This window comes from Streptomyces sp. NPDC046939 (genome assembly GCF_040644575.1).
GTDB lineage: Bacteria > Actinomycetota > Actinomycetes > Streptomycetales > Streptomycetaceae > Streptomyces.
Map to the genome: position 1 here is coordinate 45,557 of NZ_JBEYWV010000038.1, position 24,888 is coordinate 70,444.

Sequence of the window (24,888 nt, forward strand, 5' to 3'; positions counted from 1 at the left end):
CCGGACTTAGGGTGGCCCCAGATTGGTGGCGCGGCCATCGGGTACTGGGCGGCAGCGGCCCCATCCCCTGCGATCACCAGGAGCGATTCCCATGCCCGCATCCCTGCACGGCCTCTCCGCCGTGGTCACCGGCGGTTCACGCGGCCTCGGCCTGCTCCTCGCCGACGAGCTGGTGCGGCGCGGTTGCACGGTCACGCTCGCGGCCCGGGACGCGGCCGAGCTGAAGCACGCCGCCGAGCTGCTCCAGCAGCGGCGTCCGGGCGCCGCCGTACGGACCGCCGTGACCGACGTACGCGACCGGGCGGCCGTCGCCGAGCTGTTCCGAGACGCGGCGGAGGCCTGCGGGGGCGTGGACATCGCGGTCGCCAACGCGGGCATCATCCAGGTCGCCCCTGCGGAGGCCGTCGGCACGGCCGGGTTCGAGGACGCGATGGGCACGATCTTCGAGGGCGCCCTGCACACCAGCCTCGAAGCCCTTCCCCACCTGCGGGAGAGCCGGGCGGGCGGCAGGCTCGCCCTGATCGGTTCTGTCGGCGGTCTGCTCGCCGTGCCGCATCTGCTGCCGTACTCCTGCGCCAAGGCGGCCGTCGGCGCGCTGGCCGAGGGGCTGCACGTCGAGGCCGCGCGCGACGGCGTCTCGGTGACCGCCGTGCACCCGGGCCTCATGCGGACGGGCTCGCACCTGCACGCCGTCTTCGGTGGTGACCGGCGGCGCGAGTTCGCCTGGTTCTCCGCCCTGGCCGGCACACCCGTCGTCTCGATGGACGCGCGGCGCGCCGCCGACCGCATCGTCACCGCCGTGGAGCGGCGCCGCGTCCGCCTCGTGCTCACCCCCGCGGCGATGGCCGCGGACAAGCTGCACGGGCTCGCCCCGGTGCTCACCGCGCGGCTCAGTCACGCGGTGAACACGTTCCTGCCGTCGGCGGACGGCGAGCCCGAGCTGCGGCCGGGGATCGACGTCGAGCCGCCCGCCCCGCGCACCTTCGGCGAGCGGCTGCGCGCCGTGGGCAGTGCCCTGAACGACCGTGCGGCCCGCGCGAACAACGAGCGGCACCGGACCGCTCAGGAACGGTTGCAGTCGTAACGCGCGAGCCGCTCACGGGAGACCGGCGGCCACCGCCCCCACCGTCACACCTACCGACAAACGTTTCACCACGTATTGCGAAGGAGTCACCATGACGCGCGACCACGAGCAGCACGACACCTCCCGTCCCGCCCAGACCGCGACGGAGGAGGTCCTGGACGAGATCGAGGACGCTGAGACCGACCCGCTGCGCGAGGACAAGGAAGCCCCGCACCGCGGCGAGGGCGCCGACGCCACCTCGCCCAACGTGCATGCACAGGAGGACGTCGAGGGCGACTGAGGAAGCGCATGTGCATGAATTGTGCGTAGCGGGACACTCGGGGAACGAGTTGCTTTAACAAAAAGGAGCCTCTCGGAAATGATCACGCCTCACCCGCAGATCCTGCGTTCGCTGCTGTCCCGCTACGCGACGGCGCGCGTCCAGCTGGTCGAGAACGACACCCTCGCGAACCGGCGCCTCCTGGAGGACGTCGCCTACACCCTGTGCGTCACCACCGGTACCCGTGAGATCGAGGACGCTCTCGCCACCGCCGAACGCTTCCTGACCGTCGAGCCCGCGGACGCGGCGGTCGCCGGGACGGCGGCCGGCCAGGAACAGGCCGATCAGACGCTGGTCGCCTGAGCCCGTCCGGACGGCTTCACCGGGCCGGTGCCACCGGCTCCACCGACCGGCTCGCCGATCGCCCGCACGATCGGCTCTCTGAGGGGCAAGGAACAGCACAGCAATGACGGACAGCACGTTGGCTCCCGTGACGGGGAACGTCAGCGGCCCGGACGAAGAGGTCCGGGACGGCATCGCGCCGGACGAGGCGAGGCGGCGGAGCGCCGCCGGATTCGCCTCGGTGGTCGACCTCGTGGACCGGGGGGAACTGGAATTCCCGCTCCCCGGGCGCGGGCGCACCGCCGAGCGGCTCGCCGCCCTGCAGTCCGTCGCCGAGGACGACCTCAGCCTGGCGCGCCTGGTCGAGGGGCACGTCGACGCCCTCGCCATCCTCGCCGAACTCGACGGCCCCGCACCCCGGCCCGGCCAGCGCTGGGGTGTGTGGGCCGCCGAACCCCCCGGCACCACCCTTGAGGCGGTGCGCTCGGACGACACCTGGGTCCTCGACGGGCTCAAGCCGTACTGCTCGGGCGCGCGAAGCTGCACCCACGCACTCGTCACGGCGCGCACGGCCGAGGGCCGGCGGCTCTTCGCCGTCACCGTCGAGCCGGACACGTGCGTCCCGGTCGCGGGCACGTGGCAGGCGGTGGGCATGGCGGGCAGCGACACCCCCGACGTCCGCTTCCACCACGTGCCGGCCGTCGCCGTCGGGGACGTCGAGTCCTACGTGCGGCGGCCCGGCTTCGAACACGGCGGCATCGGCGTCGCCGCCTGCTGGTACGGCGGCGCGGTCGCCGTCGCCCGCGCACTGCGCGAGGCCGCGGCCCGGCGCCCCGAACCGCACACCGACGCCCATCTCGGCGCCGTCGACGTCCAGTTGCACGCGGCGGGCGCGGTGCTCCGCCAGGCCGCGGCGGAGATCGACGCCGACCCTCTCGACACCCGCGGCGAGGCCCGCGTACGGGCCATGCGCGTGCGCGCCCTCGTGGAATCCGTCTGCTCCGAGGTCCTGACCCGGGTGGGCCGGGCCACGGGCGCGGGCCCCCTCTGCCACGACCTCGGCCACGCGCGTGCCGTGGCGGACCTGACCGTCTACCTGCGTCAGCACCACGGCGAACGTGACCTCGCGGCCCTCGGCGCGCTTCTGGCCCGCCCCGAGGAGTCCGCATGACGAACCCCGCGATATCCGACGACCGCCACGACGCGCCCGCGAACCCCATCCAGGCGCCCGGCACCGACGAGGCCGAGTGGCGCGCCTGGGACGGCTGGGACGCGATGGAGCCCGCGCGCCTGCCGGAGCGCGGCCACGTCGTGGTCGTCGCCGCCCATCCGGACGACGAGGTCCTCGGGTTCGGCGGCTCGATGGCCCTGCTGGCCGCGCGCGGTGTGCGGCTGACCGTCGTCTCCGTCACCGACGGCGAGGGCTCGCACCCCGGCAGCCGGGTCGTGACCCCTACGGCCCTTGCGGAACTGCGCGCCGACGAGCTGCGTGCCGCGCTCGCCGAACTCGGGGCGGAGCGGGCGGAGATCGTCCGGCTGGGCGTGCCGGACACGGGCGTCGCCGACCACGAGGAGCGACTCGCCGACGCGCTCACCCCTCTGCTGCGCGGCGCCGACATGGTCGCCGCGCCGTGGACCGGGGACGTCCACAGCGACCACGAGGCGGCGGGCCGCGCCGCCCGCACGGCCGCGCGACGCACGGGCACGCCCTGCTCCCTGTACCCGGTGTGGATGTGGCACTGGGCCCGGCCGGACGATCCGCGCGTGCCGTGGCACTCCGCCCGCCGGGTCGATCTCCCGGACCCCGTACGGGAGGTGAAGCGGGCGGCGATCGACCGGTTCACCACCCAGATCCGTCCGCTGGGACCGGGCCCGCAGGACGCGGCGGTGCTGCCGCCCGAGGAGCTGGCCCACCATCTGCGCCCCATGGAGGTCCTGTTCCAGTGAGCACCCCGGCCTCCTACTTCGAGGACATGTACCGCGGCGCCGCCGACCCCTGGCATCTGGCCGAGCGCTGGTACGAGCGGCGCAAGTACGACCTCACGCTCGCCGCGCTCCCCCGCCCCCGCTACCGCCGCGCCTTCGAACCCGCCTGCTCGGTCGGTGAGTTGACCGTGCGCCTGGCCGGGCGCTGCGACGCGCTCCTGGCCTGCGATCGCGTGCGGTCGGCGGTCGACACGGCGGCCCGCCGCACGGCGGACCTGCCGCACGTCGAGGTCCGGCAGCTCACCTTGCCCGGCCAGTGGCCCGAGGGCACCTTCGACCTGATCGTCCTGTCCGAGCTGCTGTACTACTTCGACCGCGCCGAACTCGACCTGGTGCTCCGGTACGCCGTCGACGCCCTGGAACCCGGCGGCACCCTCGTCACCGTCCACTGGAACCACCCGGTCGCCGAGCACCTGGCCACTGGCGACGCGCTCGCGGACGTCCTCGGCTCGGTCCCCGGGCTGGCGCTCGCCTCCGACCACCGCGAACCGGACTTCGTCCTGCAGACGTTCGGCCGCCTCCGGGACGACGGCACACCGCCCCCCTCCCCCGCCGCCGCCGAAGGTCTCGTGTGAGACCCCGCGCCCTCGCGGTCCTCGTCCCCGCCCACAACGAGGAAGCCCTGCTCCCCGCCGCCCTGGACGCGATCCGCACCGCCGCGCACCATCCCGTGCTGCGGCGGATACCGGTGGTCACGGTGGTCGCCGCCGACGCCTGCTCGGACGGCACGGTCGCCGCGTCGCTCCGCGCGGGTGCCCGGACGGTGCGGACCGACGGCGGCAACGTGGGGCTGGCACGCGCCGCCGCCGCCGAGCGCGCCCTGGAGATCCTGGGCGGTCCGGCGCGGGTCTGGTTCGCCTCGACCGACGCGGACAGCACCGTGCCGCCCCGCTGGCTCGCGTTCCAGTACGCGCGCGCCGTCGAGGGCTGGGACGCGGTGGTCGGCACCGTCGACGTCGGGCGGTGGCCGCAGCCCGTCCCCGGGCTCGCGGCCAGACACGAGCGGCAGTACACGGCCACGCGTCCGGCGCGCGGCCCCTGGCACCATCCGCACGTGCACGGCGCGAACCTCGGGGTCTCCGCCGACGCCTACACCGCCGTCGGCGGCTTTCCGCCCGTGCCGGTGAGCGAGGACCACGGGCTCGTCGACGCGCTCGACGCCGCCGGGCGCCGGGTGCTGCGCACCGCCGACTGCCCCGTCACCACCTCGGGCCGGCTGAACCCCCGTGCGCGGGGCGGGTTCGGCGACCATCTCGCCGGGCTCACCCTGGAGGACAGCCCCGCCTGCTGACGGCGGCCCGGCTCAGTCCGGCTGCGGACACCACTCGAACATCAGGATCGTCGCGTCGTCCCCCAGCCGGTGGTCCTGGGCCTCCAGCAGTGAGTGGATGAGGCGGCGCAGCGTCTCGGCGGGTGGTTCGCCCGCGGCGGCCGCGCGGATGACGTAGTCGGCGAACCGGTCGAGGCCGAACTGGCTGCCGTCCGCCGCGCGCGCCTCCGTGACCCCGTCGGTGTACATCAGCACCCGGTCGCCCGGCTCCAGAGCGGCCTCATGCACATGGCGGGTGACGGAGGCGAGGACGGCGGGCAGCCCCATCGGCGGCTCCGGGTCCCGGTCGAGCGCGTGGGCGACGAGGCGGTGGTCGCGGATGAGCAGCGGCGGCGGATGCCCGCAGTTGATCCAGCGCAGCCGCCCGGTGGTGAGGTCGAGCCGGGCGAAGATCGCGGTGCAGAACTTGTCGGGCAGCCACCGCGACAGCGCCGCGTCGGCCGAGTCGACGAGATCGTGCAGATCGGCGCCGACGCGGCGGGCGTTGCGGGCGGCGGCGAGCGCGAGCACCGCGACGAGCCCCGACGCCAGGTCGTGGCCGACCGCGTCGAGGACGCCGGCGTGCAGCGCGGTGTCGGTCAGGTCGTGCTCGAAGGCGTCACCGCCCAGCTCGTAGGCGGGCTCCAGGACGGCGGTGGACAGGGCGCGGGTGCAGCCGATCGTGCGGGGCGGCAGATAGGCGCGCAGCATCTCCGCGGGGAGCGTCATGGCGTCGGTGCGCGCGGTGTGGACGAAGGAGTCCTCGTAGGCCCGCTTCGACGTGATCATCAGGGCGCACAGCGCCGCGAGGGTCCTGCCGCGGCGCAGCGCCTCCGGGTCGAGCGCGGGCGCGGTCACCCCGAGCACGCCGAGCCGCTCCGCCCCGTCCACCAGCGGCAGCCAGGCGACCATGCCGCCGTGGTGGTGCTCGTCCACCCGCAGGGACTGGGTGCGGTAGCACCAGCCCGCCAGGGAGGCGTCGATGGGCAGGGCGGGCACGGTGGCGTTGAGCGGGGCCAGTTGGCGCTGCTGGAGGTCGGCCAAGTAGACGACGGCGTTGGCGAGGCCCAGCGCCCTGGCGCTGCCCGCCACCGAGGTCGTCAGGTCGAGCGGCAGGTTGGCGGGGTCGGCGAGGAACGCGCCCAGGGCGCCGTCCGCCGACTCAGGCACCACGCCTCGCTCCTTCCCGCCGCACCACCGTCCGGGCGTCACCGCCCCAGGGCCTGCCCTGGCAGTCTCACACCGTGCCGCGCGGGCCGCGCTCCCGGGCGAGCGGGCATCACTCGAATGGCAGCTCGCGCCGCGTGGGCGCACAGTGAGGGAGGGGACCTCACGGGCGGGCTCCTCCGTCCGTGCCGGCGACTCATTGTGAGGCGGCCATGTCCGACATCGGAACCGGAACGGGCAGCGCGACGACAGCGGGCGCGCAGCGGAAGAGCGGTCAGAGCGGCGGAACGCGCGGTACGACGACCATCGCCGACGGCGTGGTGGCGAAGATCGCCGGGGTGGCGATCCGGGAGACGGACGGGGTCCGCTCCGTCGGCAAGGGCGCGTCCAAGGCGCTGGGTGCGGTCTCGAACCGGCTGCCCGGCTCCTCCTCGTCCCCCGGCCGCTCCGTGAAGGCGGAGGTGGACGAGGAGAAGGTGAGCATCTCGGTCGACGTCGAGGTCGAGTACGGCGTGCCGATCCACGAACTCGCCAAGGAGATCCGCGCGCGTGCCGTCGAGGCGGTCGAGTCGATGACCGGGCTCGACGTGACCGAGATCGACATCAACGTCTTCGACGTGCATGTACCGGACGACGACGAGGACGACGCTGGCAGTGGGGGCGGCAGCGGCGCCGGTGCACGTCTGCGCTGACGGGGCGGGCGGTCAGGCGGCTGCCTGCCCGACGGCGTGGGCGCGGACCTGGGCGCAGCTCCGGTTGATGAGCCGGGAGACGTGCATCTGGGAGATGCCGACCCGCTCGGCTATGCCGGCCTGCGTCATGTCCTCGAAGTAGCGCAGGTAAAGGATGGTGCGTTCGCGTTCGGGCAGGGCCCGCAGGCCCTCCTTGGCGGCCTCGCGGTCGGTGATGACGTCGTAGCGGGTCTCCGTGTGGCCGAGGGTGTCGGCGAGGCTGAGTCCGTCGCCGTCGCCCGCGGACCCGGCGGCCGCGGCGTCGAGCGACAGGGAGCAGTAGCTCTCCAGGGCCTCCATGCCGTCGCGTACCTCGTCGAGGGTGAGGCCGGCCTGCGCGGCGATCTCCTCCAGGCCCGCCTCACCCGCGAACCCGGGGCGGTTCATGACCTCTCGGCGTGCGACGCGGACCTTGTTGCGCAGGTCCTGGACCCGGCGCGGGACGCGGACGTCCCAGGTGTGGTCGCGGAAGTGGCGGCGCAGTTCGCCGGTGATGGTGGGGACCGCGTAGGACTCGAAGGCCCCGCGGCCCGGCTCGTAGCGGTCGACGGCCTTGACCAGGCCCATGGCGGCGACCTGCTTCAGGTCGTCCATGTTCTCGCCCCGGTTGCGGAACTTGGCGGCGAGGCGGTGCGCCATGGGCAGCCACGCCTCCACCACCTCCTGGAAGAGCCGGTCGCGTTCGGGTCCGGCGGGAGCGGCGGCGAGGCGGTGGAAGGCCTCAGTGGTCTCGGGCGCGTCGTCGTGCAGGCGGCGTACGGCCATGTGGATGTCCTCCTGTCGCTGCTTCCGGCTGAAGTGACCGTGAGGGAGGCAGCGGGACCGGCTCTGCGGGCACAGCGCCCCTCACAGAGGCCTGTGGTCCCAAGCACTCACGCCCACGTGCCCGAGGCCCCCGGACGCAAACAAGGCCGCCTGCCACGGATCGCGGGAATGCTGAGATCATGGCCGGCATGGACATCCTCCACAGGAACAACGTCACGGTGACCGGGGACCCGGACGGGCGGGCCGTGGTCCTCGCGCACGGGTTCGGGTGCGACCAGAACATGTGGCGGCTGACCGTGCCCGCGCTGGAGCGCGACCACCGGGTGGTGCTGTTCGACTACGTCGGCGCGGGCCGCTCCGACCTGTCGGCGTTCTCGGAGGAGCGCTACGGCTCGCTGGACGGGTACGCCCGTGACGTCGTGGAGGTGTGCGACCGGCTGGAGCTGCGCGACGCGGTGTTCGTCGGCCACTCGGTCAGCTCGATGACCGGTGTGCTGGCCGCGCAGCGCGCCCCCGAGCGGATCGGGGCGCTGGTGATGGTGGCGCCGTCCCCGCGCTCCATCGACGACGAGGGGTACCGGGCGGGTTCAGCGAGAGCGACATCGAGGAGCTCCTTGAGTCCCTGGAGGCGAACTACCTGGGCTGGTCGGCGGCGATGACACCGCTGATCATGGGCAACGCGGACCGGCCGGAACTCGGCGAGGAGCTGCGAAACAGCCCCGAGATGGCGCGGGTGTTCGCGCGGACCACGTTTCTCTCCGACGCCCGCGACGACCTCAAGGGCATAGGTGTGCCGACGCTGATCCTGGAGTGCTCCGAGCACGCGGGCCCCGCCGCGTCCGTCATCGCCGCGCTGAGCGGTCTGCTGAGCGGACTCGGGGAAGGCCTCGACGACGACACCGCCCTGCTCGCGCTGGGCGTGCCCACCACCGCCGCGACCACGAAGGGCGCGCCATGAGCCCGTTGAAGATCACCACGAGGGAGAGCGCCAGGGGACCGGTGGTGGAGGTCGTCGGCGACCTCGATCACGACAGCTCCCCGACGTTGCGCTCGTACCTGCCCACGGTCGTCCTGCGGCCGGGGTCGCTGCTCGTCCTGGACCTGGCCGGGATGCCGTTCTGCGACTCCAGCGGCATCAGCGCGCTGATCGCCGCCCGCAACCACGCCGAGGCCGCGGGCGCCGACATCGCGCTCGCCGCCGTCCCGGCCAACACGCTGCGCATCCTGCGCATCGTCGGCCTCGACCAGGTCTTCGCGCTCCACCCGGACAGCGCGAGCGCGACCCGCGCCTCGTAGAGCCGTTCAGGAGTACGGGGAGAACGGGTCGGGGTCGACCGCGAACATCCCCTCGAACGGGCTGTCCAGCTGGTGGATGAGGAGCACCGTGAAGGTGATGAGCGCGGACAGGCCCATCACCATGACGACGTGGCTGAAGCTGCGCTTCACCCCGAACATGAACATGAACGCGATGGTGAGGACGCCGCCGACGATCAGGCCGAGCCAGATCACCGGTGACAGCTCCTCCCCCGCGTCGGACTCCCGGCCCCGGCGCGCCTCGCTCAGGGTGCTCAGTTGCGCCAGCGTCTCCTGGCCCGTCGCCTGCTGGGCCGGGGTGGCGTCCGCCGGTACCTGACCGGCCGCCCGTACCTGGTCCAGGATCCGCCAGCCGGTGGGGCCGAGCGAGGCGCGCCGGGCCATCGCGGGCCACTCGGTCTCGCTGACGTACCGCATGTACGTGTCGATCTCGCCGCGCATCCGCCGGGCCTGCTCGGGGGGCAGTCCCGCGGCGAGCAGGTGGATCTGGTGGGCGGCGCTCGCCTCCGTGGCGGTGTGGTCCTCGGCGCCGGAGTGGGTGTCCCAGACGGACACCAGAGCGAGGCCGAGGACGAGGGCGTACAGGACGCCGACCATCATCGAGATGTACTCGGCGACGTCCTCGCGGGGTTCGTCGTCGGGGCCGAGCGGCCGGAAGCGGTGTTTGACGAGGACGACCACCCCGGCGAGCAGGGCGACGCCCAGGACGATGGCGAGGGTCTCGATCATCGGTGGTCCCGGTGGAGTGGGGGCGCGGTCAGAGTCGGCGGGAGCCGAAGACGGCGGCCGCGATGGCGGCGGGCAGCAGGATGAGGAAGAGGGCGGTGAGCACGCCCAGGTCGGTGGGGGTGTGGTCCTCGCGCATGAAGCGGCCGAGCAGGGAGCGCTGCGACGGCGTCGTGCTCGGGACGTCGCTGGGGGGCTGGTTCGGCTGCTGGGCGGTCGGCGGCACCGCGGGCGGCTGCTCGGCGGTCGGCTTCTCGGCCGGCGACCTCCCGGCAGGTGATTTCCCAGCAGGTGATTTCCCGGCGGGTGTTTTCCCGGCAGGCGGCTTGGCGGGCGTCGCGGCGGGCCGCTCGGCAGGGGGATTCGCGGGGCGGTCGGCGGACGGGGGCAGCGCGGCCGCGTCGTGTCCCGCCGCGTCCGGGGCGACGGGTCCGGGCGGGACCGCGCCGGGCACGGTTCCCCTCTGAGTCGCGGGCAGGCCCGGGGCGAGGCCCGGCGCGGTGAAGCCGCGCCCGGCCGTGCCCGCAGCCGCGTTGCCGGGCGGCACCTGGGGCGCGAGCGGCGAGCCGGTCAGCGACCCCGCCTGGTGCGGGGCGGTCGCTCCGGAGAGTGGGCCCTTCCCCGGGGACGCGGGAGGCGCGGGCGCGGGCTTCGGCGGCCTCGGCGGCCTGGGCTTCGCGGGGGCGGCCGGGACGGCGGGGGCCGTCGGGGCCGTGGCGCGGATCGTGAAGCGGGCCGCCGCGCGCGCCGTGAGGAGCGGGGCCGGGACCAGTCCGCCGCGCGGGCCGAGGGTGCGGATGCGGTCGCTGCCGTCGGCCCGTCCCCGGCTCTCGTACGTGCCCGGCGCGCGCCGCACCACGGCGGTGCAGGCCGCTCGCGCCCCGGCGGCGAGACGGGCGACGACGGGTGGCCCGCCGGGGCAGACGATGCGGTCGGGGGCGAGCACGGGGTCGGTGAGCCGGACGCCGAGCACGGTGCGGTTGCCGGTGTTGGCGACGACGTAGCGGATCTCGGCCCGCCGGTCCCCGGTGACGCGCGCCGTCTCGGTGAGGCTCAGTCCGGCGCCGACCCCGGCGTAGCCGGCCCGGGCGCTCGCCTGCACGAGGGCGCGCAGGTTGGCCCGGCCCACCGCTCGTACGTCGCCGGTGTGGTTCCCGGGGCGCGCGGTGCCGGTGGCCGTGCAGCGGGCCGAGTGCAGCCCGACGAGCAGCGGGACGCGGCCCGTGGCGCCGGGGCAGTGGATCCGGGCGCCCGGCAGCAGGGGGTCCGACAGGCGTACGTCGTGGAGGTCGGCGCTGCCCCGGTTGACCAGGTGGTACGAGACGACGACGGGGTGGCCGACGCGGATGCCGGGGCGCAGCGCGCCGACGCCGGGCCGGGTGTTCACGGTGACGGTGAGGGTGAGCCCGCGCGTCCCCGCGCCGTCGGCGGCGGAGGGCCCGGCGGACCAGCAGCTTCCGGCGAGCAGGAGACCGGCGAGCAGCCAGCGCGCCGCCCGCCGCGGCCGCCGCCACCTCACCCACTCCGCTCCGATGATCACACCGGCCATGCTGTGCGCGGACGGAGGCCGCCGCGCGGCCCCGCGCGCGTACACGCTCGGTGATTCACCCGAGCAGCGGCAGCGACCCTGCCGAGTGGCGCGGCGCCGGGTCTACTGCTTGCAGATGACGGGCCGGGCGCCGTGCGCCGTGCGGCCTCGCCGGAACGGAGCGGAACGAGGTGGCGGGATGACGGCCGGAACCGTCGACATCGTGGGCGGACAGCGGCCCGCGGGACAGCACCAGCACACGGAGACCGACGCCGAGCTGCTGCTCGCGGCGTCGGTGCTGCTCGCGGACGCCGCGCTCGCCGCCCGGCGCACGGGCGCCGAGCTGACGGCCGCCGCCGGGAGCTGGCGGGTCGGGCTGCAGGCGCTGCGCCGCCCCGCGTGGGCGTTCGGCACCGCGCTCGCGGCGGTCCGCGCGCTGACCAACCCCAGCGGTCTCGGCATCGCCGCCAACGGGGGCATGGTCGGTGAGACGGTCCGCTCCCTCGGCGCCGTGGCGCGCCGCAGGCCCGCCGCCGTGGCGATGGCGGTGGACGCGTTCGCGCTGCGCATCGAGGCGGCGGCCCGCGAGCACCCGAACCTGGCGGCGCCCCTCGCCAAGCGGCTCACCGACGCCGTCGTCGCGGGCCGCAGGATCGAGGTGGTGCGCGCCGCGCGGGACCTGGTGGAGCTGCTCGGCGTCACCCGCACCCTCACCACCATCAGCCCCGTGATCATGGAGCTGCTGGCGCTCGGCGGGCTGCTCGACGAGAACCCGACCAACGACAGCTTCGCGTGGGTGACCCTGGCGGGCGGCGTGCCCACCACCGACCCGCTGTTCGGGCTGCCCGCGGGGCTGATCCGGCATCTGAACCCGGGCGCGGGCCGCGCCGAGCGCACCGAGCCCGACGCGATGCTCTCCCGTGTCCTCGCCCGCTCCGCCAACGACATCGTCCGCTACATCGACGACATCTCGGCGCTCGGCAACCACGGGCTCGCGCTGCTGCGCCGCGTCGCCTGCGCGGACGGCACCGAGCGCTACGTGGTCCTGCTCCCCGGCACCAGCTTCGGCCGCCTCAGCAACTCCACGCCGCAGGACCTCGTCGGCGCGTTCGACGCGCTGCTGCGCACCGACACCACGTACAGCAGGTCCGCGAAGCAGATGCTGCTGCGGGCGGGCGTGCCCGAGGGCGCGGAGCTGATGATCGTCGGGCACAGCCTCGGCGGCATCACCGCCATGAACCTCGCCTCCGACCTGGACTTCGTCTCCCGGTACCGGCTGACGCACGTGGTCACGGTCGGCTCCCCCATCGACACCAAGCGCCCCGCCGACCCCACGACCCGGGTGATCAGCCTCGTCAACCAGCACGACGTCATCCCGGGCCTCGACGGGCGCGGGCCCGCCTCCGCCAACGACATCCCGGAGAGCTGGGTCGAACTGTCCTGGCTCGACGAGACGTACGACTATCCGCTCTCCCACGCCCCGCAGGCGTACGCCGACACCCTGCGCGGCGGCGACGTCCCGCACCGCGCCCGGGTCAACGAGCTGATCACCCGCTACGACGGCGAGATCGTCGCCAACCAGCCCTACCTGCTGCGCGACAAGTGACGCCGCCAGCCCGCACCCGCACGAGAGGGACCGGCGCATGACCGCCACCGACACCACCACGACCGCTCCCCGCCCGCCCGTGACGGCCTGGCCCCTGGAGAACGCGCTGATCAGCGCCGCGCTCGCGGCCCAGCGTGTCTCCTGGATCGACGCCCCGGCGCGCGCCCTCGGCCTGAAGCCGTTCACCCGGCAGCAACTCACCCGGCAGGCCCTCGTGGCGCTGCGACGCACCAAGTCGGGCCGCCCGACGCGGCTGCGCACCGCGTTCGGCACCTTCCTGATGCCGCTCACCGCCGACGACGCGACGAGCCTGGTCGGCCACGCCGACGAGGCCGGGGCGCGCGGCACCGTCACCGCGCTGACCTCGCAGGGCCGCCGTCTGCGGCTCACCCCGCACGCCGGGCTGCCCGTCACGCTCGGCGCGCTGCACGCCCAGGTGCGTACGGCGGCGGAGGAGACGGCCGACGCCCTGCACGCCGCGCGCCGCCCGGACGGCGCCCTCGACCGCGCCGACTGGCGCGACCTCACCGCGCGCCTCGCCCGGCAGCTCGTCCTCGGCGCGGAGGGCGCCCAGGACGCGCTGGTCAGCGGCATCCTCGACGCCGTCGCGCGGGCCGAGGACAGCACCGAGCACGCCGCGCGCGTCGCCGCCCTGCGCCGCAGGCTCGACCCGTACGTGCACGGGGAGCGGCCGGGGCCGCTCGCCGCGGGCCTCGCCGACGACGCCAGGGACACGGTCGTCGAGCACGCCCTGGAGGTCTGCACCCGGGCGCTCGCCGACACGGCGGCGCAGGCGCTGGCGCTGCTGACGGTCGACACCGAGCCGGCCGTGGGCGACCGCGCCGAGCGGGCCGTGAGCGAGGCGCTGCGCCGCTATCCCCCGCTGGCCGCCACCGTGCACGAGGTGACCGCGCCGTTCACCTGGCACGGCATGACCGTCGACGCGGGCACCGACCTGCTGTGCGCGACCGCCTGGCTGCGCGACCTGGACGAAGGCCGCGGGCACGGCGGCGACCCGTCGGTGTCGTTGTGCGCGGCGCCCGCGCCCTGCGCGGCGGCCGAACTGGGCGCGCTCGCCGCCACCGCACTCGTCCGCGCCCTCACCCGGCACGCCGAACCGGTCGTCCTCGTCCCGCGCCTCGACGCCGACGCGCTCCCGGCCGACCTGCCCCCGGACTCGCTGCGCCTCGCGCTCACGGACGCCCGGCACACCCCGGGCTCCGCCGAGGCCCGCCCGACGGCCGACGGGTACGTGCCGCCCGCCGCCGGACAGTCCCCGGCCCGCTACGCCGCGCTCCTCACGGCCGGCGCGCGCGGCCTCGAACAGCACGCCCGCAAGCTCGCCGAGTGCGCGCGCCTGGACGGCTGGAACCACGACGCGTTCGGCGAGCACTGCCGGATGACGCTGCTCGCCCACGCCGAGCGGTGCGCCCGTGCGGCGGGCGACGCGCGGCGCGCCGCCGACTGGCTGGCCAACTGAGCCGCTGTCACCAGAAGGGGGAGGCCCGGCGTTCGCGGTCCCGGTCGACCATGGACTGGACCGTGAACCAGACCTCGTCGCACAGCCGCCGCGCCGCCGCCGAGCGGGCGGCGTAGGACGCGGCGGCGTCCGGCGCGGGGATCGGCTCGCCGACGGCGACGCGCCACTTCGCCGGGAACGGCAGCGGCGTGGTCAGCGGGAAGTAGGGCAGGTCGAACCGGCGGGCCAGCGCCCGTACCTCGCCGAGCTTCGGGTACGACTCCTCGGCGCCCACGATCGACACGGGCACGACCGGCGCCCCGGTCCGTACGGCGGTGGCGGCGAAGCCGGGGTTGAAGGGCCGCAGCCGGTAGCGCCGGGAGAACGGTTTGCCGAGCCCGTCGAGCCCCTCGGGGAAGACGGCGACGAGGTGCCCGGCGCCGAGCCGGTCCCGGCCGAGCGTCGGGTCGTCGCAGAACACCTCGTGCCGACGCGCGTACGCGGCGAGCGGCGGCCACCGGAAGACGAGCGCGGAGGCGTAGACGTGCACCGGCCGTCCGAGGGCCCGGTGCAGCAGCTTGTGCAGGACGAACGCGTCGAGGCCCAGGGCGCCCGAGTGGTTGGCGACGAGCAGCGCGGGCCCGCTCCGTGGCACATGCGCGAGGCCCGTCACCTCCGTGCGGAACCAGGCGTCGGCCAGCCAGCCGAAGAGGCCGTCGAGCAGATCGGTGGCGGTCTCGTCCAGCGGGCTGCGCGGCTCCGCGTTCGCTTCGGTCACGAGATCCCACTTTCTGCTGAACATGGGGGACCGCAAGCCTAAAGATGCCATTGCGGTGGTCTTACTCCCTTGCGCCCGCGTCGCGGGTGCCGCTCGCGCCGTTCACGCCGTTCAGGAAGGGCCCGCCATGAGTACCTCCGCCTCACCCGCGACCACGGAACTGATCACCGGTCTGCTTATTGACCGGTTCGACGTCGATCCGGCCGCCGTCCGCCCGGCCGCCCGGATGACGGACCTGCTGGTCGACTCGCTGATGGTCGTCGAGATGGCGATCACGCTCAAGGACGAACTGGGCGTCGTCGTCTCCGAGGACACGCTGCGGGAACTCACCTTCGCGGAGTTCGCGGCCCGCGTCGACGCGCACCGCGCCGCATGACGCGGGACGTCTCCGCCGTGGTGACCGGCGTCGGCCTGGTCACCGCGGCCGGGCCGGACGCGGCGCGCACCTGGGCGGCGGTCCGCGCGGGCCGCGCCACCGCCGCGCCCGACCCGGAGCTGCGGGACCTCCCGACCTCGCTGAGCTGCCGGGTGGCGGACGTGGCCGCCCTGCGCCCCCGGGTGCCCGGCGCGGCGCACCTCGACCCCTGCGCGCGCATGGGCCTCGCGGCCGTCGCGGAGGCGCTCGACGCGGCCAAGCTGGACCCGGCGGAGTGGGAAGGGGACCGCGTCGCCGTCGTCACCGGCTGCTCCGCCGGCGGGGCGGGCAGTCTGCGGACCGCCGCCGGACGGCTCGCCGCCGACGGGCCGCGCAGCGTCTCCCCGTACTTCCTGACCGGCTATCTGGCCAACATGGTGTGCGGCTCCCTCACCCAGCACTTCGGTGTGACCGGCCCGGCCCTGAACGTGGCGACCGCGTGCGCGTCCGGCGCCACCGCGCTCGGCACGGCCCGCGATCTGCTCGCCTCCGGCCGGTGCGACATCGCCGTGGTCTGCGGCGCGGACGCGGCCGTCACCCCGCTCATGGTCACCGGCTTCTCGCAGCTCCGGGCCTTGTCCGACACGGGCTCGCGCCCCTTCGACAAGGCCCGCGACGGCTTCGTCATCGCCGAGGGCGCGGGCGCGCTGGTCCTGGAGCGCCCCGAGCACGCGGCGGCCCGCTCCGCGCCGCGTTTCGCCCGTCTCCTCGGGTACGGGGCGACGAGCGACGCCCACCACCTGGTGGCCCCGCACCCCGAGGGCCGCCACGCGGAGCGGGCCCTGCGCGCGGCGCTCGCCGAGGCCGGGCTCGCCCCGGCCGAGATCGGCCACGTCAACGCGCACGGCACGTCCACGCCGCGCGGCGACGCGGTGGAGGCGGCGGTCCTCTCCCGCGTCTTCCCCCACCACCCGCCGGTCACCTCCGCGAAGGGAACGCTCGGCCACACCCTGGGCGCGGCCGGAGCGATCGAGGCCGCGCTGACGGCCCTGGCCCTGCAGGCCGAACTCGTCCCGCCAACAGCGGGCTTGAGCGACCTGGACCCGGCGTGCCCCATCGACGCCGTCACCGGCACCCCGCGCCCCGTCTCCTCCCCGTACGCGGTCAGCAACTCCTTCGGCTTCGGCGGGCACAACGCGGTGGTGGTCCTGGCCCGGGACTGAACAGACGGTCGATACTGGCGTCGGACCAGCACGCGGGAGCCGCTCCGCGCGTGCCAAGCCTTGCCCACGTCACCCGGAGGCACCCGTGAAAATGTTGATCAATGTGGCCGAGTCCGTCGTCGCCGACGCGCTGCGCGGGATGGCTGCGGCCCACCCGGAGCTGACCGTGGACGTCGACAACCGGGTCATCGTGCGCAGGGACGCGCCGGTCGCCGGGAAGGTGGCGCTGGTGTCGGGCGGCGGCTCGGGGCACGAGCCGTTGCACGGCGGGTTCGTGGGGCCCGGGATGCTCTCCGCGGCCTGTCCCGGTGAGGTGTTCACGTCGCCGGTGCCGGACCAGATGGTGCGGGCGGCGGCGGCCGTGGACAGCGGCGCGGGCGTCCTGTTCATCGTGAAGAACTACACCGGCGACGTGCTCAACTTCGACATGGCGGCCGAACTCGCCGAGGACGAGGGCATCCAGGTCGCCAAGGTGCTCGTCAACGACGACATCGCCGTGGTCGACAGCCTCTACACCGCCGGGCGGCGCGGCACCGGCGCGACCCTGTTCGTGGAGAAGATCGCGGGCGCCGCCGCCGAGGAGGGCCAGCCCCTGGAGCGGGTCGAGGCGCTGGCCCGGCAGGTCAACGAGAGTTCGCGGAGCTTCGGCGTGGCACTCAGCGCGTGCACGACCCCGGCGAAGGGCTCGCCGACGTTCGACCTGCCGCCCGGCGAACTGGAGCTGGGCATCGGCATCCACGGCGAGCCGGGCCGCGAGCGGCGCCCCATGATGACGTCCGGGGAGATCGCGGACTTCGCCGTCGACGCGATTCTGGAGGACTTGAACCCGACGAGCCCAGTGCTCGCGCTCGTCAACGGCATGGGCGCGACGCCCCTGTTGGAGCTGTACGGGTTCAACGCCGAGGTGCAGCGGGTGCTCGCCGAGCGCGGGGTGCCCGTCGCCCGCACCCTCGTCGGCAACTACGTCACCTCCCTCGACATGGCCGGCGCCTCCGTCACGCTCTGCCAGGCCGACGAGGAGCTGCTGCGCCTGTGGGACGCGCCGGTCAGCACGGCGGGCCTGCGCTGGGGCATGTGACCGGCCCCGCCCCGCTTCCCGTACCTCTCACGCAAGGAGACCCTGTGCTCGACGCCGACTTCTTCCGGCGCTGGATGGCGGCGGCCGCCGCCGCCGTGGACCGCGAGGCCGCCCGCCTCACCGACCTCGACTCCCCCATCGGCGACGCCGACCACGGCAGCAACCTTCAGCGCGGCTTCACCGCCGTGCGGACCGCCCTCGACAAGGACGCGCCGGACACGCCCGGCGCCGTACTGGCCCTCGCCGGGCGGCAGTTGATCTCGACGGTGGGCGGTGCGTCCGGACCGCTGTACGGAACCCTGCTGCGCCGCACCGGCAAGGCGCTCGGCGACGCGGCTGAGGTCAGCGAGGCCGAGTTCGCGCAGGCGTTGCGCGCCGGGGTGGACGCCGTGGCGGCGCTCGGCGGGGCCGCGCCCGGCGACAAGACGATGCTGGACGCGCTGGTCCCGGCGGTGGACGCGCTGAACGGCGGCGACTTCGGCGCGGCGCGGACCGCCGCCGAGCAGGGCGCGGAGGCGACGACGCCGCTCCAGGCCCGCAAGGGCCGGGCGAGTTACCTGGGCGAGCGCAGCATCGGCCACCAGGACCCGGGGGCCACGTCGTCGGCGCTGCTGATCGGCGCGCTGGCCGAGACCGCGGAGGCCGCCGCGTGAGCGCCCCGGACCAGCCCGTCGGCGTCGTGCTCGTGTCGCACAGCCGGGAGGTCGCGGAGTCCGTGGCGCGCCTGGCGGCAGGGCTCGCCGGGGGCGGCGCCACGGCGCCCGTGGCCCCGGCGGGCGGCACGGAGGACGGCGGTCTCGGGACGAGCGCGGAGCGGATCTCGGCGGCCGCTGCCCAGGTCGACCGCGGCTCGGGCGTCGCGGTCCTCGTCGACCTGGGCAGCGCGGTGCTCACCGTGAAGGCGCTGCTCGCCGAGGGCGACGAACTCCCCGAGAACACCCGGCTCGTGGACGCCCCGTTCGTGGAGGGCGCGGTCGCCGCCGTGGTCTCCGCGTCGGCGGGGGCGGACCTGGAGGCGGTGGTGGCGTCGGCGCAGGAGGCGTACACGTATCGCAAGCAGTGAGCACGGCAAGAGGTGGACCCCTGCCTCTTGATGGGGGCGCGTCACTCGTGCCATACAGGTTCCGTACAGGTCTGTACCAATGCGGTCCCGAGTGGAAGGCATGCCCGTGCGACGCGTCCCCCCACGCACCCTGCTCCCCCAGGCGGTCTGGGCCGCCGCGCTGGCGGCGGCCCTGACCGGCTGCGGGCCGTTCTCGGGCGACGACGCCGAGGCCGGCGGGCCCGCCCTGACCGCGCCGGCCGGCGTCACGGCGCAGGCGGGCAGCGCCACCTCCGTGCACGTCATGTGGAACCGGCCCGCGTCCACCACGGACGTCACCGGGTACGAGGTGTACCGGGGCTCGGTGCGGGTCAAGGAGCTGACCGCCGAGCAGCACATGGTGGACGTCACCGGGCTGCGCGCCAGGACGCGCTACGAGTTCACGGTCCGGGCGCGCGGAAAGGACGGCTCCCTCGGCCCGGCGAGCCGCCGCGTCAGCGTGCGGACCCCGGCCGCCGTCGCGGCGGACCGCTCGGCGCCCGGGCGGCCCGAGGGCTTGCGCGGGCACGTGGACGGCGCCCGGGCGGTCACCCTGACGTGGCGGAAGGCGGCCGATGACAAGGGCGTCGTCTCGTACGACGTCTACCAGGGCACGACGAAGATCCACAGCGTCGACGGGACCCGGACGCGGGCCCTGCTCACGGGGTTGCGGCCCGGCACCGACTACCGGTTCAGCGTCCGGGCGCGGGACGCCGCCGACAACGTCTCCCCCGCGAGCGACGCGGTGCCGCTGACCACGGCGCGGGGCAAGGACGAGGGGCCGGGGACCGCGCCGGGCGACTTCCGTGCCGCGACGCGACGGGCGGACGGCGCGTACTACATCGACCTGAGGTGGACGCCGCCCGAGACCGGCGGCGAGGTCCCCGCGTACCAGGTGTACCTCGACGGGGAGCAGGCGACGACCGTGATGTGGGGCGAGAGCGCGCCCCGGGACGGGTCCGCGTACAGCTTCTACATCGGCAAGGAGGCGGGCACCCGGCACCGGGTGAAGCTCCGCGCCCAGTTGCCGGACGGCACATGGGGCGCCTTCTCGCCGGAGCGGACGGTGACGACCGGCCGGTGACCGCGCGGGCGGGGCCGGACGGCGGAGCCCGTCACCTGCCCGGCGGCGGTGCGCATGCGTCGGCCCGCGTCCGCGCGGTTGGCTGGGCCTCATGCGCACCGCCTCCCTTCTCGTCCGCCGCGTCCTCGCCGTCGCGGCGCCGGCCGCGCTGTCCTGGACGCTCGCCGCTGCCGCCCCCGCCCTCGCGGACGGGGTCGACGTCACCGCCGAGGGTCGGGCGGTGACGGCCGCCACGGACGCCTGCCCGCGCGACGGCACCGCCGTGCTCCTGTCCTCGGGCCAGGCCGACGCCGCCCGGGGCCGCCGGGCGCCGCTCCGCGCGGGCAAGGCGGTCTGGCGCGGCCTCGCCCCGGGGACGTACCAGGTGGTGATCGTCTGCCCCGACGGGACGACCCAGGGCCCGGTCCCGGTGACCGTCACGGCGGCCCCGGCCGCCACCACGCCCTCCTCCCCCGCGTCGTCCACCGCGCCCTCGGCCGCGCCCTCGGCCCCGGCCGCCGCCACGCCCTCCGCGTTCGCGACGCCGCGCCCCGTCGGTGGCGTCCGGGGCGGGCTCGGTGGCTCCCTCAGGGACCCCCTGCCCTACCGGTACGCGGTCGGCGGCGCGCTGCTGGTCACCGCCGCGGCGGCCGGGGCCCTCTACCTGCGCGGCCGGTAGCCCTCCCGCCGCTGCCGGGCGCCCTCTTGTGGGCGCGGGCCGCCCCGGCTTACCGTCCCCGGAGCCGAGTGATCGTCCGCGAACATCCGTGGGGGCAGCGTGGGTGCAGGTCCGGTGGGGGTCGCCGTCGTCGGGGCGGGCGTGATCAGCAAGCAGTACCTCGGCGCCCTGTCCGGCTTCCCGGACGTACGGGTCCTCGCCGTCGCCGATCTCGACGTGCGCCGCGCCGAGGCCGCCGCGCGGACCCACGGCGTTCCGCTCGCCGGGGACGTGGACACCGTCCTCGCCGTGCCCGAGGTGGAGATCGTCGTCAACCTGACCGTTCCGGCCGCGCATGTCGAGGTGGCTCGGGCGGCGCTGGGCGCGGGCAAGCACGTGTACGGCGAGAAGCCGCTCGCGCTGCTCCCGGCCGAGGGCGAGAAGCTGCTCGCGGAGGCGTCGGAGCGGGGGCTGCTGGTGGGCAGCGCGCCCGACACGTTCCTCGGGGCGGGCCTTCAGTCGGCGCTGCGGGCGGTCGCCGCCGGGCGGATCGGCGCGCCGGTCGCCGCGTCGACGGCGCTGCGCAGCCTGGGCCCGAGCGCTGGCACCCGGACCCGGCGTTCTTCTACCAGCCGGGAGCCGGGCCGCTGTTCGACCTCGGCCCGTACTACCTGACGGCCCTGGTCGCGCTGTTCGGCGGCGTGGAGCGGGTCGCGGCGTCGGTGCGCCGGGCCCGCGACATCCGCTCGGCCGGGTCGGGGCCGACCGCCGGGCCGGCGTTCCCCGTCGCCGTGCCCACCCATGTCTCGGCGCTGCTCGACTTCGCCTCCGGGCCGACCGCGACGTCCGTGTTCAGCTGGGACTCGGCGCATCCGCACATCCACTTCGAGATAGTCGGCACGGAGGGCACCCTGTCGGTGCCGGACCCCAACACGTTCGGCGGGCCGCTGCGGGTGCGCCGCAACGAGGCGTCCGACTGGGCCGAACTGCCCGTGACCGGCCGCACCGACGGGCGCGGTCTCGGCGTCGTCGACATGGCGCGGGCGCTCCGCTCCGGGGCCCTGCCCCGGGCCTCAGGGGCGCTCGCGCTGCATGTCCTGCGGACGATGGCGGCGGTCACGGACTCCGCGTCGCGCGGGGAGTTCACGCGCCCCGCGGAGCAGGTGGTGCGGCCGGCCGCGCTCCCGGCCGACTGGGACCCGACCCGTCCGACGCTGTAGCGGTCCGGACCGCTCAGGGCCGGAGATCGGCGAGCGTCCGCTCCAGCCACTCCACCCAGAACGTCTCCAGGTCGATCCCGGCGCGCAGGACCGCGTGCTGGAGCCGGTCCGGCATCGTGTCCTTCCCGGGCGGGAAGTCCCGCTTCTCGATCTCCCGGTACGTCGCCAACTGCCGCTGGTGCAGGTCGAGGTGGCGCCGCAGTTCGGCCTCGATCCCGGCCGTGCCGACGACCGCGGCGGAGCGCAGCCGCAGCAGGAGCGGGTCCCGCATGGCCTTGGGGTCCTGCGGCGTGGCCGTCCAGCGGGCGAGTTCGGCGCGGCCGCCGGGCAGGACCTCGTACTCCTTCTTCTGTCCGCGCGCGGGGAGCGGCGCGGGCAGGACGCGGATGAGACCGTCGCGTTCCAGTCTGCCCAGCTCACGGTAGATCTGCTGGTGCGTGGCCGACCAGAAGTAGCCGAACGACTTGTCGAAGCGACGGGTCAGTTCGAGCCCCGACGACGGCTTCTCCAGGAGGGCCGTGAGGATCGCGTGCGGCAGTGACATGAAGGAAGCGTAGTGGCAGGAGGATGGTCACGCGGCCGGCGGGCCCGGCCACGTGACCACCCGGTTCAGAGGGCCGCGGCGATCTCGGTGCCCTGCTTGATGGCGCGCTTCGCGTCCAGTTCGGCGGCGACGTCGGCGCCGCCGATCAGGTGCGGGGTGCGGCCCGCCGCGACGAGGTCGTCGTAGAGGGAGCGCTCCGGCTCCTGACCCGCGCACAGGACCACCGTGTCGACGGGGATCAGCGTGGGCTCGCCGTCGAGCGTGAGGTGCAGGCCCGCGTCGTCGATCCGGTCGTACGTGGCGCCCGCGATCATGGTGACGCCCCGGTGGCGCAGCTCGGTGCGGTGGATCCAGCCGGTGGTCTTGCCGAGGCCCGCGCCGACCTTGGAGGTCTTGCGCTGGACGAGGTGGACCTGGCGCGGCGGCGCGGGCCGCTCGGGGCGGGTGAGGCCGCCTCGGTCGGCGTAGTCCATGTCGACGCCCCAGAGCCGGAAGTACGTGGCCGGGTCCTGGCTCGCCTTCTCGCCGCCGTCGGTGAGGTACTCGGCGACGTCGAAGCCGATGCCGCCCGCCCCGATGATCGCCACGCGGTCGCCGACGGGCGCGCCGTCGCGCAGCACGTCGAGGTAGCCGACGACGCTCGGGTGGTCGATGCCGTCGATGGCCGGGGTGCGCGGCCCGACCCCGGTGGCGACGACGACCTCGTCGTATCCGTCCAGGTCGGCGGCGCTCACGCGGGTGCCCAGCTCGACCCGTACGCCGTGCAGGGCGAGCTGTGTGCGGAAGTAGCGGAGCGTCTCGTCGAACTCCTCCTTGCCGGGGACGCGGCGGGCGACGTTCAGCTGGCCGCCGATCTCGGCGGCGCCGTCGTAGAGGGTGACGTCGTGGCCGCGTTCGGCGGCGGTGGTGGCGCAGGCGAGACCGGCCGGGCCCGCGCCGACGACGGCGACGCGCTTGCGCAGCCGGGTCGGCGAGAGGACCAGCTCGGTCTCGTGGCAGGCGCGCGGGTTGACGAGGCAGGAGGTGATCTTGCCGCTGAACGTGTGGTCGAGGCAGGCCTGGTTGCAGCCGATGCAGGTGTTGATCCGCTCGGGGTGCCCGGCGGCGGCCTTGTTCACGAAGTCCGGGTCGGCGAGCATCGGCCGCGCGAGCGAGACCATGTCGGCGGCGCCGTCGGCCAGCAGCTCCTCGGCCAGCTCGGGGGTGTTGATGCGGTTGGTGGTGACGAGGGGCACGGAGACCTCGCCCATGACCTTCTTGGTGACCCAGGTGTAGGCGCCGCGCGGCACCGACGTGGCGATGGTGGGGATGCGGGCCTCGTGCCAGCCGATGCCGGTGTTGATGATCGTCGCGCCCGCCGCCTCAATCGCCTTGGCGAGGTGCACGACCTCCTCCAGGGTCGAGCCGCCGGGCACCAGGTCCAGCATGGAGAGCCGGTAGATGACGATGAAGTCGGTGCCGACGCGCTCGCGGACGCGGCGCACGATCTCGACGGGGAAGCGGATGCGGTTCTCGTAGGAGCCGCCCCAGCGGTCGGTGCGCCGGTTGGTGGGGGCGGCGATGAACTCGTTGATGAGGTAGCCCTCGGAGCCCATCACCTCGACGCCGTCGTACCCGGCCGCCTTGGCCAGTTCGGCGGCGCGCGCGAAGTCCTCGATGGTCTGCTCGACCTCGGCGTCGGTCAGCTCGTGCGGGACGAACGGGCTGATGGGCGCCTGGAGCGGGCTCGGCGCGACGAGGTTCTCGTGGTAGGCGTAGCGGCCGAAGTGCAGGATCTGCATCGCGATCCTGCCGCCCGCCGCGTGCACGGCGTCGGTGACCTCGCGGTGCTGCTCGGCCTCCGCCTCGGTGGTGAGCTTGGCGCCGCCGTCGTAGGGGCGTCCGGCCTCGTTCGGGGCGATGCCGCCGGTGACCATGAGGCCGACGCCGCCGCGGGCGCGGGTCGCGTAGAACTCGGCCATGCGGGCGAAGCCGTTCTCCGCCTCCTCCAGACCCACGTGCATCGAGCCCATCAGGACGCGGTTGGGCAGGGTGGTGAAGCCCAGGTCGAGCGGGGCGAGCAGGTGCGGGTAACGGGTCATGGGGCCCTCCGAGCGCGGCGAACGTCGTCACTGTTGTAGACGACACCGCGCTTCTTTTGCAACAAGTTGCATGAGAGAGCTGCGCCACGGAAGGCGACCCTTACCCGGGCCTGCCCTGCCCTGCCCTGCCCTGCCCTGCGGCCGCCTACGCGTCCGCGACCTCCGCCACCCATCCGATCGGCAGCTCCTCGCCGTCGACGGTCACCGCCTCGACCGTGCGGGTGCGCGGGTCGATGTCGGCCTGGACGCCCTCGCCCGCGTACCGCGGGTAGCCGGACGCGCCCTCCTCGCCCGTGGCGGTCACCGGCACGGTCCGCAGCGGGTTGCCGTGGTCGGGGCGGCCCTCTTCGTCGGCGACCCTCGGCTTGAGCACGACGGTGTACCGGGTGGGCGCTTCGGACGTCTCGCTGATGTGACTCATGCTCCGGAGGCTAGTGCGCGGGGCACCGCCGCGCCCGCCGTCCGGGCCGGAACCCGTCTGGGTTGTAGAGTGCAACCAGCGCCCCGCGCCGTGAGCGTCTGAAAGGAACC

At 74.9% G+C, this 24,888-nt stretch carries 30 protein-coding genes; 22 read left to right on the plus strand and 8 right to left on the minus strand.

The window, feature by feature from the left end; genetic code table 11:
- The first annotated feature begins 91 nt into the window (after window positions 1-91).
- The 7 genes from ABZ877_RS32745 (at window position 92) to ABZ877_RS32775 (ending at window position 4,962) form a co-directional block, all read left to right on the plus strand.
- Window positions 92-1,084: an SDR family NAD(P)-dependent oxidoreductase gene (locus ABZ877_RS32745; RefSeq protein WP_361078789.1), complete on the plus strand. Its 993-nt coding sequence runs from the start codon at window positions 92-94 to the stop codon at window positions 1,082-1,084.
- 91 nt (window positions 1,085-1,175) lie between these two features.
- Window positions 1,176-1,364: a hypothetical protein gene (locus ABZ877_RS32750; protein ID WP_361078792.1), complete on the plus strand. Its 189-nt coding sequence runs from the start codon at window positions 1,176-1,178 to the stop codon at window positions 1,362-1,364.
- 78 nt (window positions 1,365-1,442) lie between these two features.
- Window positions 1,443-1,706 carry a DUF5133 domain-containing protein gene (locus tag ABZ877_RS32755; RefSeq protein WP_361078795.1) on the plus strand — a complete coding sequence of 88 codons (264 nt, stop codon included), beginning with the start codon at window positions 1,443-1,445 and terminating at the stop codon, window positions 1,704-1,706.
- Window positions 1,707-1,809: 103 nt separating this feature from the next.
- The gene (locus ABZ877_RS32760) at window positions 1,810-2,856 is read left to right on the plus strand and encodes an acyl-CoA dehydrogenase (protein WP_361078798.1); all 1,047 of its coding nucleotides are present in this window, start codon (window positions 1,810-1,812) and stop codon (window positions 2,854-2,856) included.
- Window positions 2,853-3,632 carry a PIG-L family deacetylase gene (locus ABZ877_RS32765; protein WP_361078800.1) on the plus strand — a complete coding sequence of 260 codons (780 nt, stop codon included), beginning with the start codon at window positions 2,853-2,855 and terminating at the stop codon, window positions 3,630-3,632. The genes ABZ877_RS32760 and ABZ877_RS32765 overlap by 4 nt, the downstream gene beginning before the upstream one ends.
- On the plus strand, window positions 3,629-4,246 hold the full coding sequence (locus tag ABZ877_RS32770; protein ID WP_361078802.1) for an SAM-dependent methyltransferase: 618 nt from the start codon (window positions 3,629-3,631) through the stop codon (window positions 4,244-4,246). The genes ABZ877_RS32765 and ABZ877_RS32770 overlap by 4 nt, the downstream gene beginning before the upstream one ends.
- Window positions 4,243-4,962, plus strand: a complete 720-nt coding sequence (locus tag ABZ877_RS32775; RefSeq protein WP_361078804.1) for a glycosyltransferase — start codon at window positions 4,243-4,245, stop codon at window positions 4,960-4,962. Before ABZ877_RS32770 ends, ABZ877_RS32775 begins: the two co-directional genes overlap by 4 nt.
- A gap of 12 nt (window positions 4,963-4,974) precedes the next feature.
- Here the strand turns inward: ABZ877_RS32775 and ABZ877_RS32780 are convergent, their stop codons facing one another.
- Window positions 4,975-6,153 (minus strand): PP2C family protein-serine/threonine phosphatase, encoded by a 1,179-nt coding sequence (locus tag ABZ877_RS32780; RefSeq protein WP_361078806.1) that lies wholly within the window; start codon window positions 6,151-6,153, stop codon window positions 4,975-4,977.
- Between the two features lie 206 nt (window positions 6,154-6,359).
- On the opposite strand from ABZ877_RS32780, the gene ABZ877_RS32785 reads away from it, so the two are divergent.
- On the plus strand, window positions 6,360-6,839 hold the full coding sequence (locus tag ABZ877_RS32785; protein WP_361078808.1) for an Asp23/Gls24 family envelope stress response protein: 480 nt from the start codon (window positions 6,360-6,362) through the stop codon (window positions 6,837-6,839).
- Between the two features lie 12 nt (window positions 6,840-6,851).
- On the opposite strand, the gene ABZ877_RS32790 is transcribed toward ABZ877_RS32785, so the two are convergent.
- Entirely contained in the window at window positions 6,852-7,643 is a 792-nt protein-coding gene (locus ABZ877_RS32790) for a SigB/SigF/SigG family RNA polymerase sigma factor (protein ID WP_361078810.1), read from the minus strand.
- 188 nt (window positions 7,644-7,831) lie between these two features.
- On the opposite strand from ABZ877_RS32790, the gene ABZ877_RS32795 reads away from it, so the two are divergent.
- Genes ABZ877_RS32795 through ABZ877_RS32805 form a run of 3 tightly spaced genes read left to right on the plus strand, consistent with a single transcriptional unit; the run spans window position 7,832 to window position 8,939 of the window.
- The gene (locus tag ABZ877_RS32795) at window positions 7,832-8,302 is read left to right on the plus strand and encodes an alpha/beta fold hydrolase (protein WP_361078811.1); all 471 of its coding nucleotides are present in this window, start codon (window positions 7,832-7,834) and stop codon (window positions 8,300-8,302) included.
- Window positions 8,299-8,601 carry a hypothetical protein gene (locus ABZ877_RS32800; RefSeq protein WP_361078813.1) on the plus strand — a complete coding sequence of 101 codons (303 nt, stop codon included), beginning with the start codon at window positions 8,299-8,301 and terminating at the stop codon, window positions 8,599-8,601. Before ABZ877_RS32795 ends, ABZ877_RS32800 begins: the two co-directional genes overlap by 4 nt.
- Window positions 8,598-8,939: an STAS domain-containing protein gene (locus ABZ877_RS32805; protein WP_361078816.1), complete on the plus strand. Its 342-nt coding sequence runs from the start codon at window positions 8,598-8,600 to the stop codon at window positions 8,937-8,939. The genes ABZ877_RS32800 and ABZ877_RS32805 overlap by 4 nt, the downstream gene beginning before the upstream one ends.
- Window positions 8,940-8,945: 6 nt before the next feature.
- On the opposite strand, the gene ABZ877_RS32810 is transcribed toward ABZ877_RS32805, so the two are convergent.
- Window positions 8,946-9,686, minus strand: coding sequence for a hypothetical protein (locus ABZ877_RS32810; RefSeq protein ID WP_361078819.1), 741 nt, complete (start codon window positions 9,684-9,686; stop codon window positions 8,946-8,948).
- A gap of 28 nt (window positions 9,687-9,714) precedes the next feature.
- Window positions 9,715-11,223, minus strand: coding sequence for a hypothetical protein (locus ABZ877_RS32815; RefSeq protein ID WP_361078822.1), 1,509 nt, complete (start codon window positions 11,221-11,223; stop codon window positions 9,715-9,717).
- Between the two features lie 187 nt (window positions 11,224-11,410).
- On the opposite strand from ABZ877_RS32815, the gene ABZ877_RS32820 reads away from it, so the two are divergent.
- Together ABZ877_RS32820 and ABZ877_RS32825 are read left to right on the plus strand one after the other, a co-directional pair.
- Window positions 11,411-12,817, plus strand: coding sequence for a hypothetical protein (locus ABZ877_RS32820; protein ID WP_361078825.1), 1,407 nt, complete (start codon window positions 11,411-11,413; stop codon window positions 12,815-12,817).
- 37 nt (window positions 12,818-12,854) lie between these two features.
- Window positions 12,855-14,297, plus strand: coding sequence for a hypothetical protein (locus ABZ877_RS32825; RefSeq protein WP_361078827.1), 1,443 nt, complete (start codon window positions 12,855-12,857; stop codon window positions 14,295-14,297).
- Window positions 14,298-14,304: 7 nt separating this feature from the next.
- Here ABZ877_RS32825 and ABZ877_RS32830 read toward each other — a convergent pair whose 3' ends face one another.
- A complete protein-coding gene (locus ABZ877_RS32830) occupies window positions 14,305-15,054 on the minus strand; it encodes a 1-acyl-sn-glycerol-3-phosphate acyltransferase (RefSeq protein ID WP_361078830.1) in 750 nt (249 codons plus the stop codon).
- 127 nt (window positions 15,055-15,181) lie between these two features.
- On the opposite strand from ABZ877_RS32830, the gene ABZ877_RS32835 reads away from it, so the two are divergent.
- From ABZ877_RS32835 to ABZ877_RS32875, 9 genes are all read left to right on the plus strand, one after another.
- Entirely contained in the window at window positions 15,182-15,430 is a 249-nt protein-coding gene (locus ABZ877_RS32835) for an acyl carrier protein (RefSeq protein WP_361078833.1), read from the plus strand.
- Window positions 15,427-16,632, plus strand: coding sequence for a beta-ketoacyl-[acyl-carrier-protein] synthase family protein (locus tag ABZ877_RS32840; RefSeq protein ID WP_361078836.1), 1,206 nt, complete (start codon window positions 15,427-15,429; stop codon window positions 16,630-16,632). The genes ABZ877_RS32835 and ABZ877_RS32840 overlap by 4 nt, the downstream gene beginning before the upstream one ends.
- Window positions 16,633-16,717: 85 nt before the next feature.
- Complete coding sequence (gene dhaK, locus ABZ877_RS32845) at window positions 16,718-17,710, plus strand: dihydroxyacetone kinase subunit DhaK (protein WP_361078839.1); 993 nt, start codon at window positions 16,718-16,720, stop codon at window positions 17,708-17,710.
- A 44-nt stretch (window positions 17,711-17,754) separates the two neighbouring features.
- The gene (gene dhaL, locus ABZ877_RS32850) at window positions 17,755-18,363 is read left to right on the plus strand and encodes a dihydroxyacetone kinase subunit DhaL (RefSeq protein WP_361078842.1); all 609 of its coding nucleotides are present in this window, start codon (window positions 17,755-17,757) and stop codon (window positions 18,361-18,363) included.
- A complete protein-coding gene (gene dhaM / locus ABZ877_RS32855; RefSeq protein WP_361078844.1) occupies window positions 18,360-18,773 on the plus strand; it encodes a dihydroxyacetone kinase phosphoryl donor subunit DhaM in 414 nt (137 codons plus the stop codon). The genes dhaL and dhaM overlap by 4 nt, the downstream gene beginning before the upstream one ends.
- Window positions 18,774-18,873: 100 nt before the next feature.
- Entirely contained in the window at window positions 18,874-19,875 is a 1,002-nt protein-coding gene (locus tag ABZ877_RS32860) for a fibronectin type III domain-containing protein (RefSeq protein ID WP_361078846.1), read from the plus strand.
- Window positions 19,876-19,966: 91 nt separating this feature from the next.
- Window positions 19,967-20,533: a hypothetical protein gene (locus ABZ877_RS32865; RefSeq protein WP_361078848.1), complete on the plus strand. Its 567-nt coding sequence runs from the start codon at window positions 19,967-19,969 to the stop codon at window positions 20,531-20,533.
- A gap of 99 nt (window positions 20,534-20,632) precedes the next feature.
- The gene (locus ABZ877_RS32870; RefSeq protein WP_361078851.1) at window positions 20,633-21,187 is read left to right on the plus strand and encodes a Gfo/Idh/MocA family oxidoreductase; all 555 of its coding nucleotides are present in this window, start codon (window positions 20,633-20,635) and stop codon (window positions 21,185-21,187) included.
- 26 nt (window positions 21,188-21,213) lie between these two features.
- Window positions 21,214-21,732: a hypothetical protein gene (locus tag ABZ877_RS32875; RefSeq protein ID WP_361078854.1), complete on the plus strand. Its 519-nt coding sequence runs from the start codon at window positions 21,214-21,216 to the stop codon at window positions 21,730-21,732.
- 13 nt (window positions 21,733-21,745) lie between these two features.
- Here ABZ877_RS32875 and ABZ877_RS32880 read toward each other — a convergent pair whose 3' ends face one another.
- The 3 genes from ABZ877_RS32880 to ABZ877_RS32890 all read right to left on the minus strand — a co-directional run bounded on the left by ABZ877_RS32880 (window position 21,746) and on the right by ABZ877_RS32890 (window position 24,778).
- Window positions 21,746-22,276: a PadR family transcriptional regulator gene (locus tag ABZ877_RS32880; RefSeq protein WP_361078857.1), complete on the minus strand. Its 531-nt coding sequence runs from the start codon at window positions 22,274-22,276 to the stop codon at window positions 21,746-21,748.
- A gap of 65 nt (window positions 22,277-22,341) precedes the next feature.
- Window positions 22,342-24,357: an NADPH-dependent 2,4-dienoyl-CoA reductase gene (locus ABZ877_RS32885; protein ID WP_361078860.1), complete on the minus strand. Its 2,016-nt coding sequence runs from the start codon at window positions 24,355-24,357 to the stop codon at window positions 22,342-22,344.
- A 145-nt stretch (window positions 24,358-24,502) separates the two neighbouring features.
- The gene (locus tag ABZ877_RS32890; protein ID WP_361078863.1) at window positions 24,503-24,778 is read right to left on the minus strand and encodes a hypothetical protein; all 276 of its coding nucleotides are present in this window, start codon (window positions 24,776-24,778) and stop codon (window positions 24,503-24,505) included.
- Window positions 24,779-24,888 lie beyond the last annotated feature (110 nt).

Coding starts and splice junctions, on each gene's coding strand:
- ABZ877_RS32810 (WP_361078819.1), bottom strand. CDS start 9,686: ATGATCGAGACCCTCGCCATCGTCCTGGGCGTCGCCCTGCTCGCCGGG.
- ABZ877_RS32835 (WP_361078833.1), top strand. CDS start 15,182: ATGAGTACCTCCGCCTCACCCGCGACCACGGAACTGATCACCGGTCTG.
- ABZ877_RS32795 (WP_361078811.1), top strand. CDS start 7,832: ATGGACATCCTCCACAGGAACAACGTCACGGTGACCGGGGACCCGGAC.
- ABZ877_RS32760 (WP_361078798.1), top strand. CDS start 1,810: ATGACGGACAGCACGTTGGCTCCCGTGACGGGGAACGTCAGCGGCCCG.
- ABZ877_RS32820 (WP_361078825.1), top strand. CDS start 11,411: ATGACGGCCGGAACCGTCGACATCGTGGGCGGACAGCGGCCCGCGGGA.
- ABZ877_RS32890 (WP_361078863.1), bottom strand. CDS start 24,778: ATGAGTCACATCAGCGAGACGTCCGAAGCGCCCACCCGGTACACCGTC.
- ABZ877_RS32885 (WP_361078860.1), bottom strand. CDS start 24,357: ATGACCCGTTACCCGCACCTGCTCGCCCCGCTCGACCTGGGCTTCACC.
- ABZ877_RS32745 (WP_361078789.1), top strand. CDS start 92: ATGCCCGCATCCCTGCACGGCCTCTCCGCCGTGGTCACCGGCGGTTCA.
- ABZ877_RS32755 (WP_361078795.1), top strand. CDS start 1,443: ATGATCACGCCTCACCCGCAGATCCTGCGTTCGCTGCTGTCCCGCTAC.
- ABZ877_RS32765 (WP_361078800.1), top strand. CDS start 2,853: ATGACGAACCCCGCGATATCCGACGACCGCCACGACGCGCCCGCGAAC.
- ABZ877_RS32860 (WP_361078846.1), top strand. CDS start 18,874: ATGCCCGTGCGACGCGTCCCCCCACGCACCCTGCTCCCCCAGGCGGTC.
- ABZ877_RS32785 (WP_361078808.1), top strand. CDS start 6,360: ATGTCCGACATCGGAACCGGAACGGGCAGCGCGACGACAGCGGGCGCG.
- ABZ877_RS32825 (WP_361078827.1), top strand. CDS start 12,855: ATGACCGCCACCGACACCACCACGACCGCTCCCCGCCCGCCCGTGACG.
- ABZ877_RS32750 (WP_361078792.1), top strand. CDS start 1,176: ATGACGCGCGACCACGAGCAGCACGACACCTCCCGTCCCGCCCAGACC.
- ABZ877_RS32840 (WP_361078836.1), top strand. CDS start 15,427: ATGACGCGGGACGTCTCCGCCGTGGTGACCGGCGTCGGCCTGGTCACC.
- ABZ877_RS32800 (WP_361078813.1), top strand. CDS start 8,299: ATGACACCGCTGATCATGGGCAACGCGGACCGGCCGGAACTCGGCGAG.
- ABZ877_RS32790 (WP_361078810.1), bottom strand. CDS start 7,643: ATGGCCGTACGCCGCCTGCACGACGACGCGCCCGAGACCACTGAGGCC.
- ABZ877_RS32805 (WP_361078816.1), top strand. CDS start 8,598: ATGAGCCCGTTGAAGATCACCACGAGGGAGAGCGCCAGGGGACCGGTG.
- ABZ877_RS32880 (WP_361078857.1), bottom strand. CDS start 22,276: ATGTCACTGCCGCACGCGATCCTCACGGCCCTCCTGGAGAAGCCGTCG.
- ABZ877_RS32865 (WP_361078848.1), top strand. CDS start 19,967: ATGCGCACCGCCTCCCTTCTCGTCCGCCGCGTCCTCGCCGTCGCGGCG.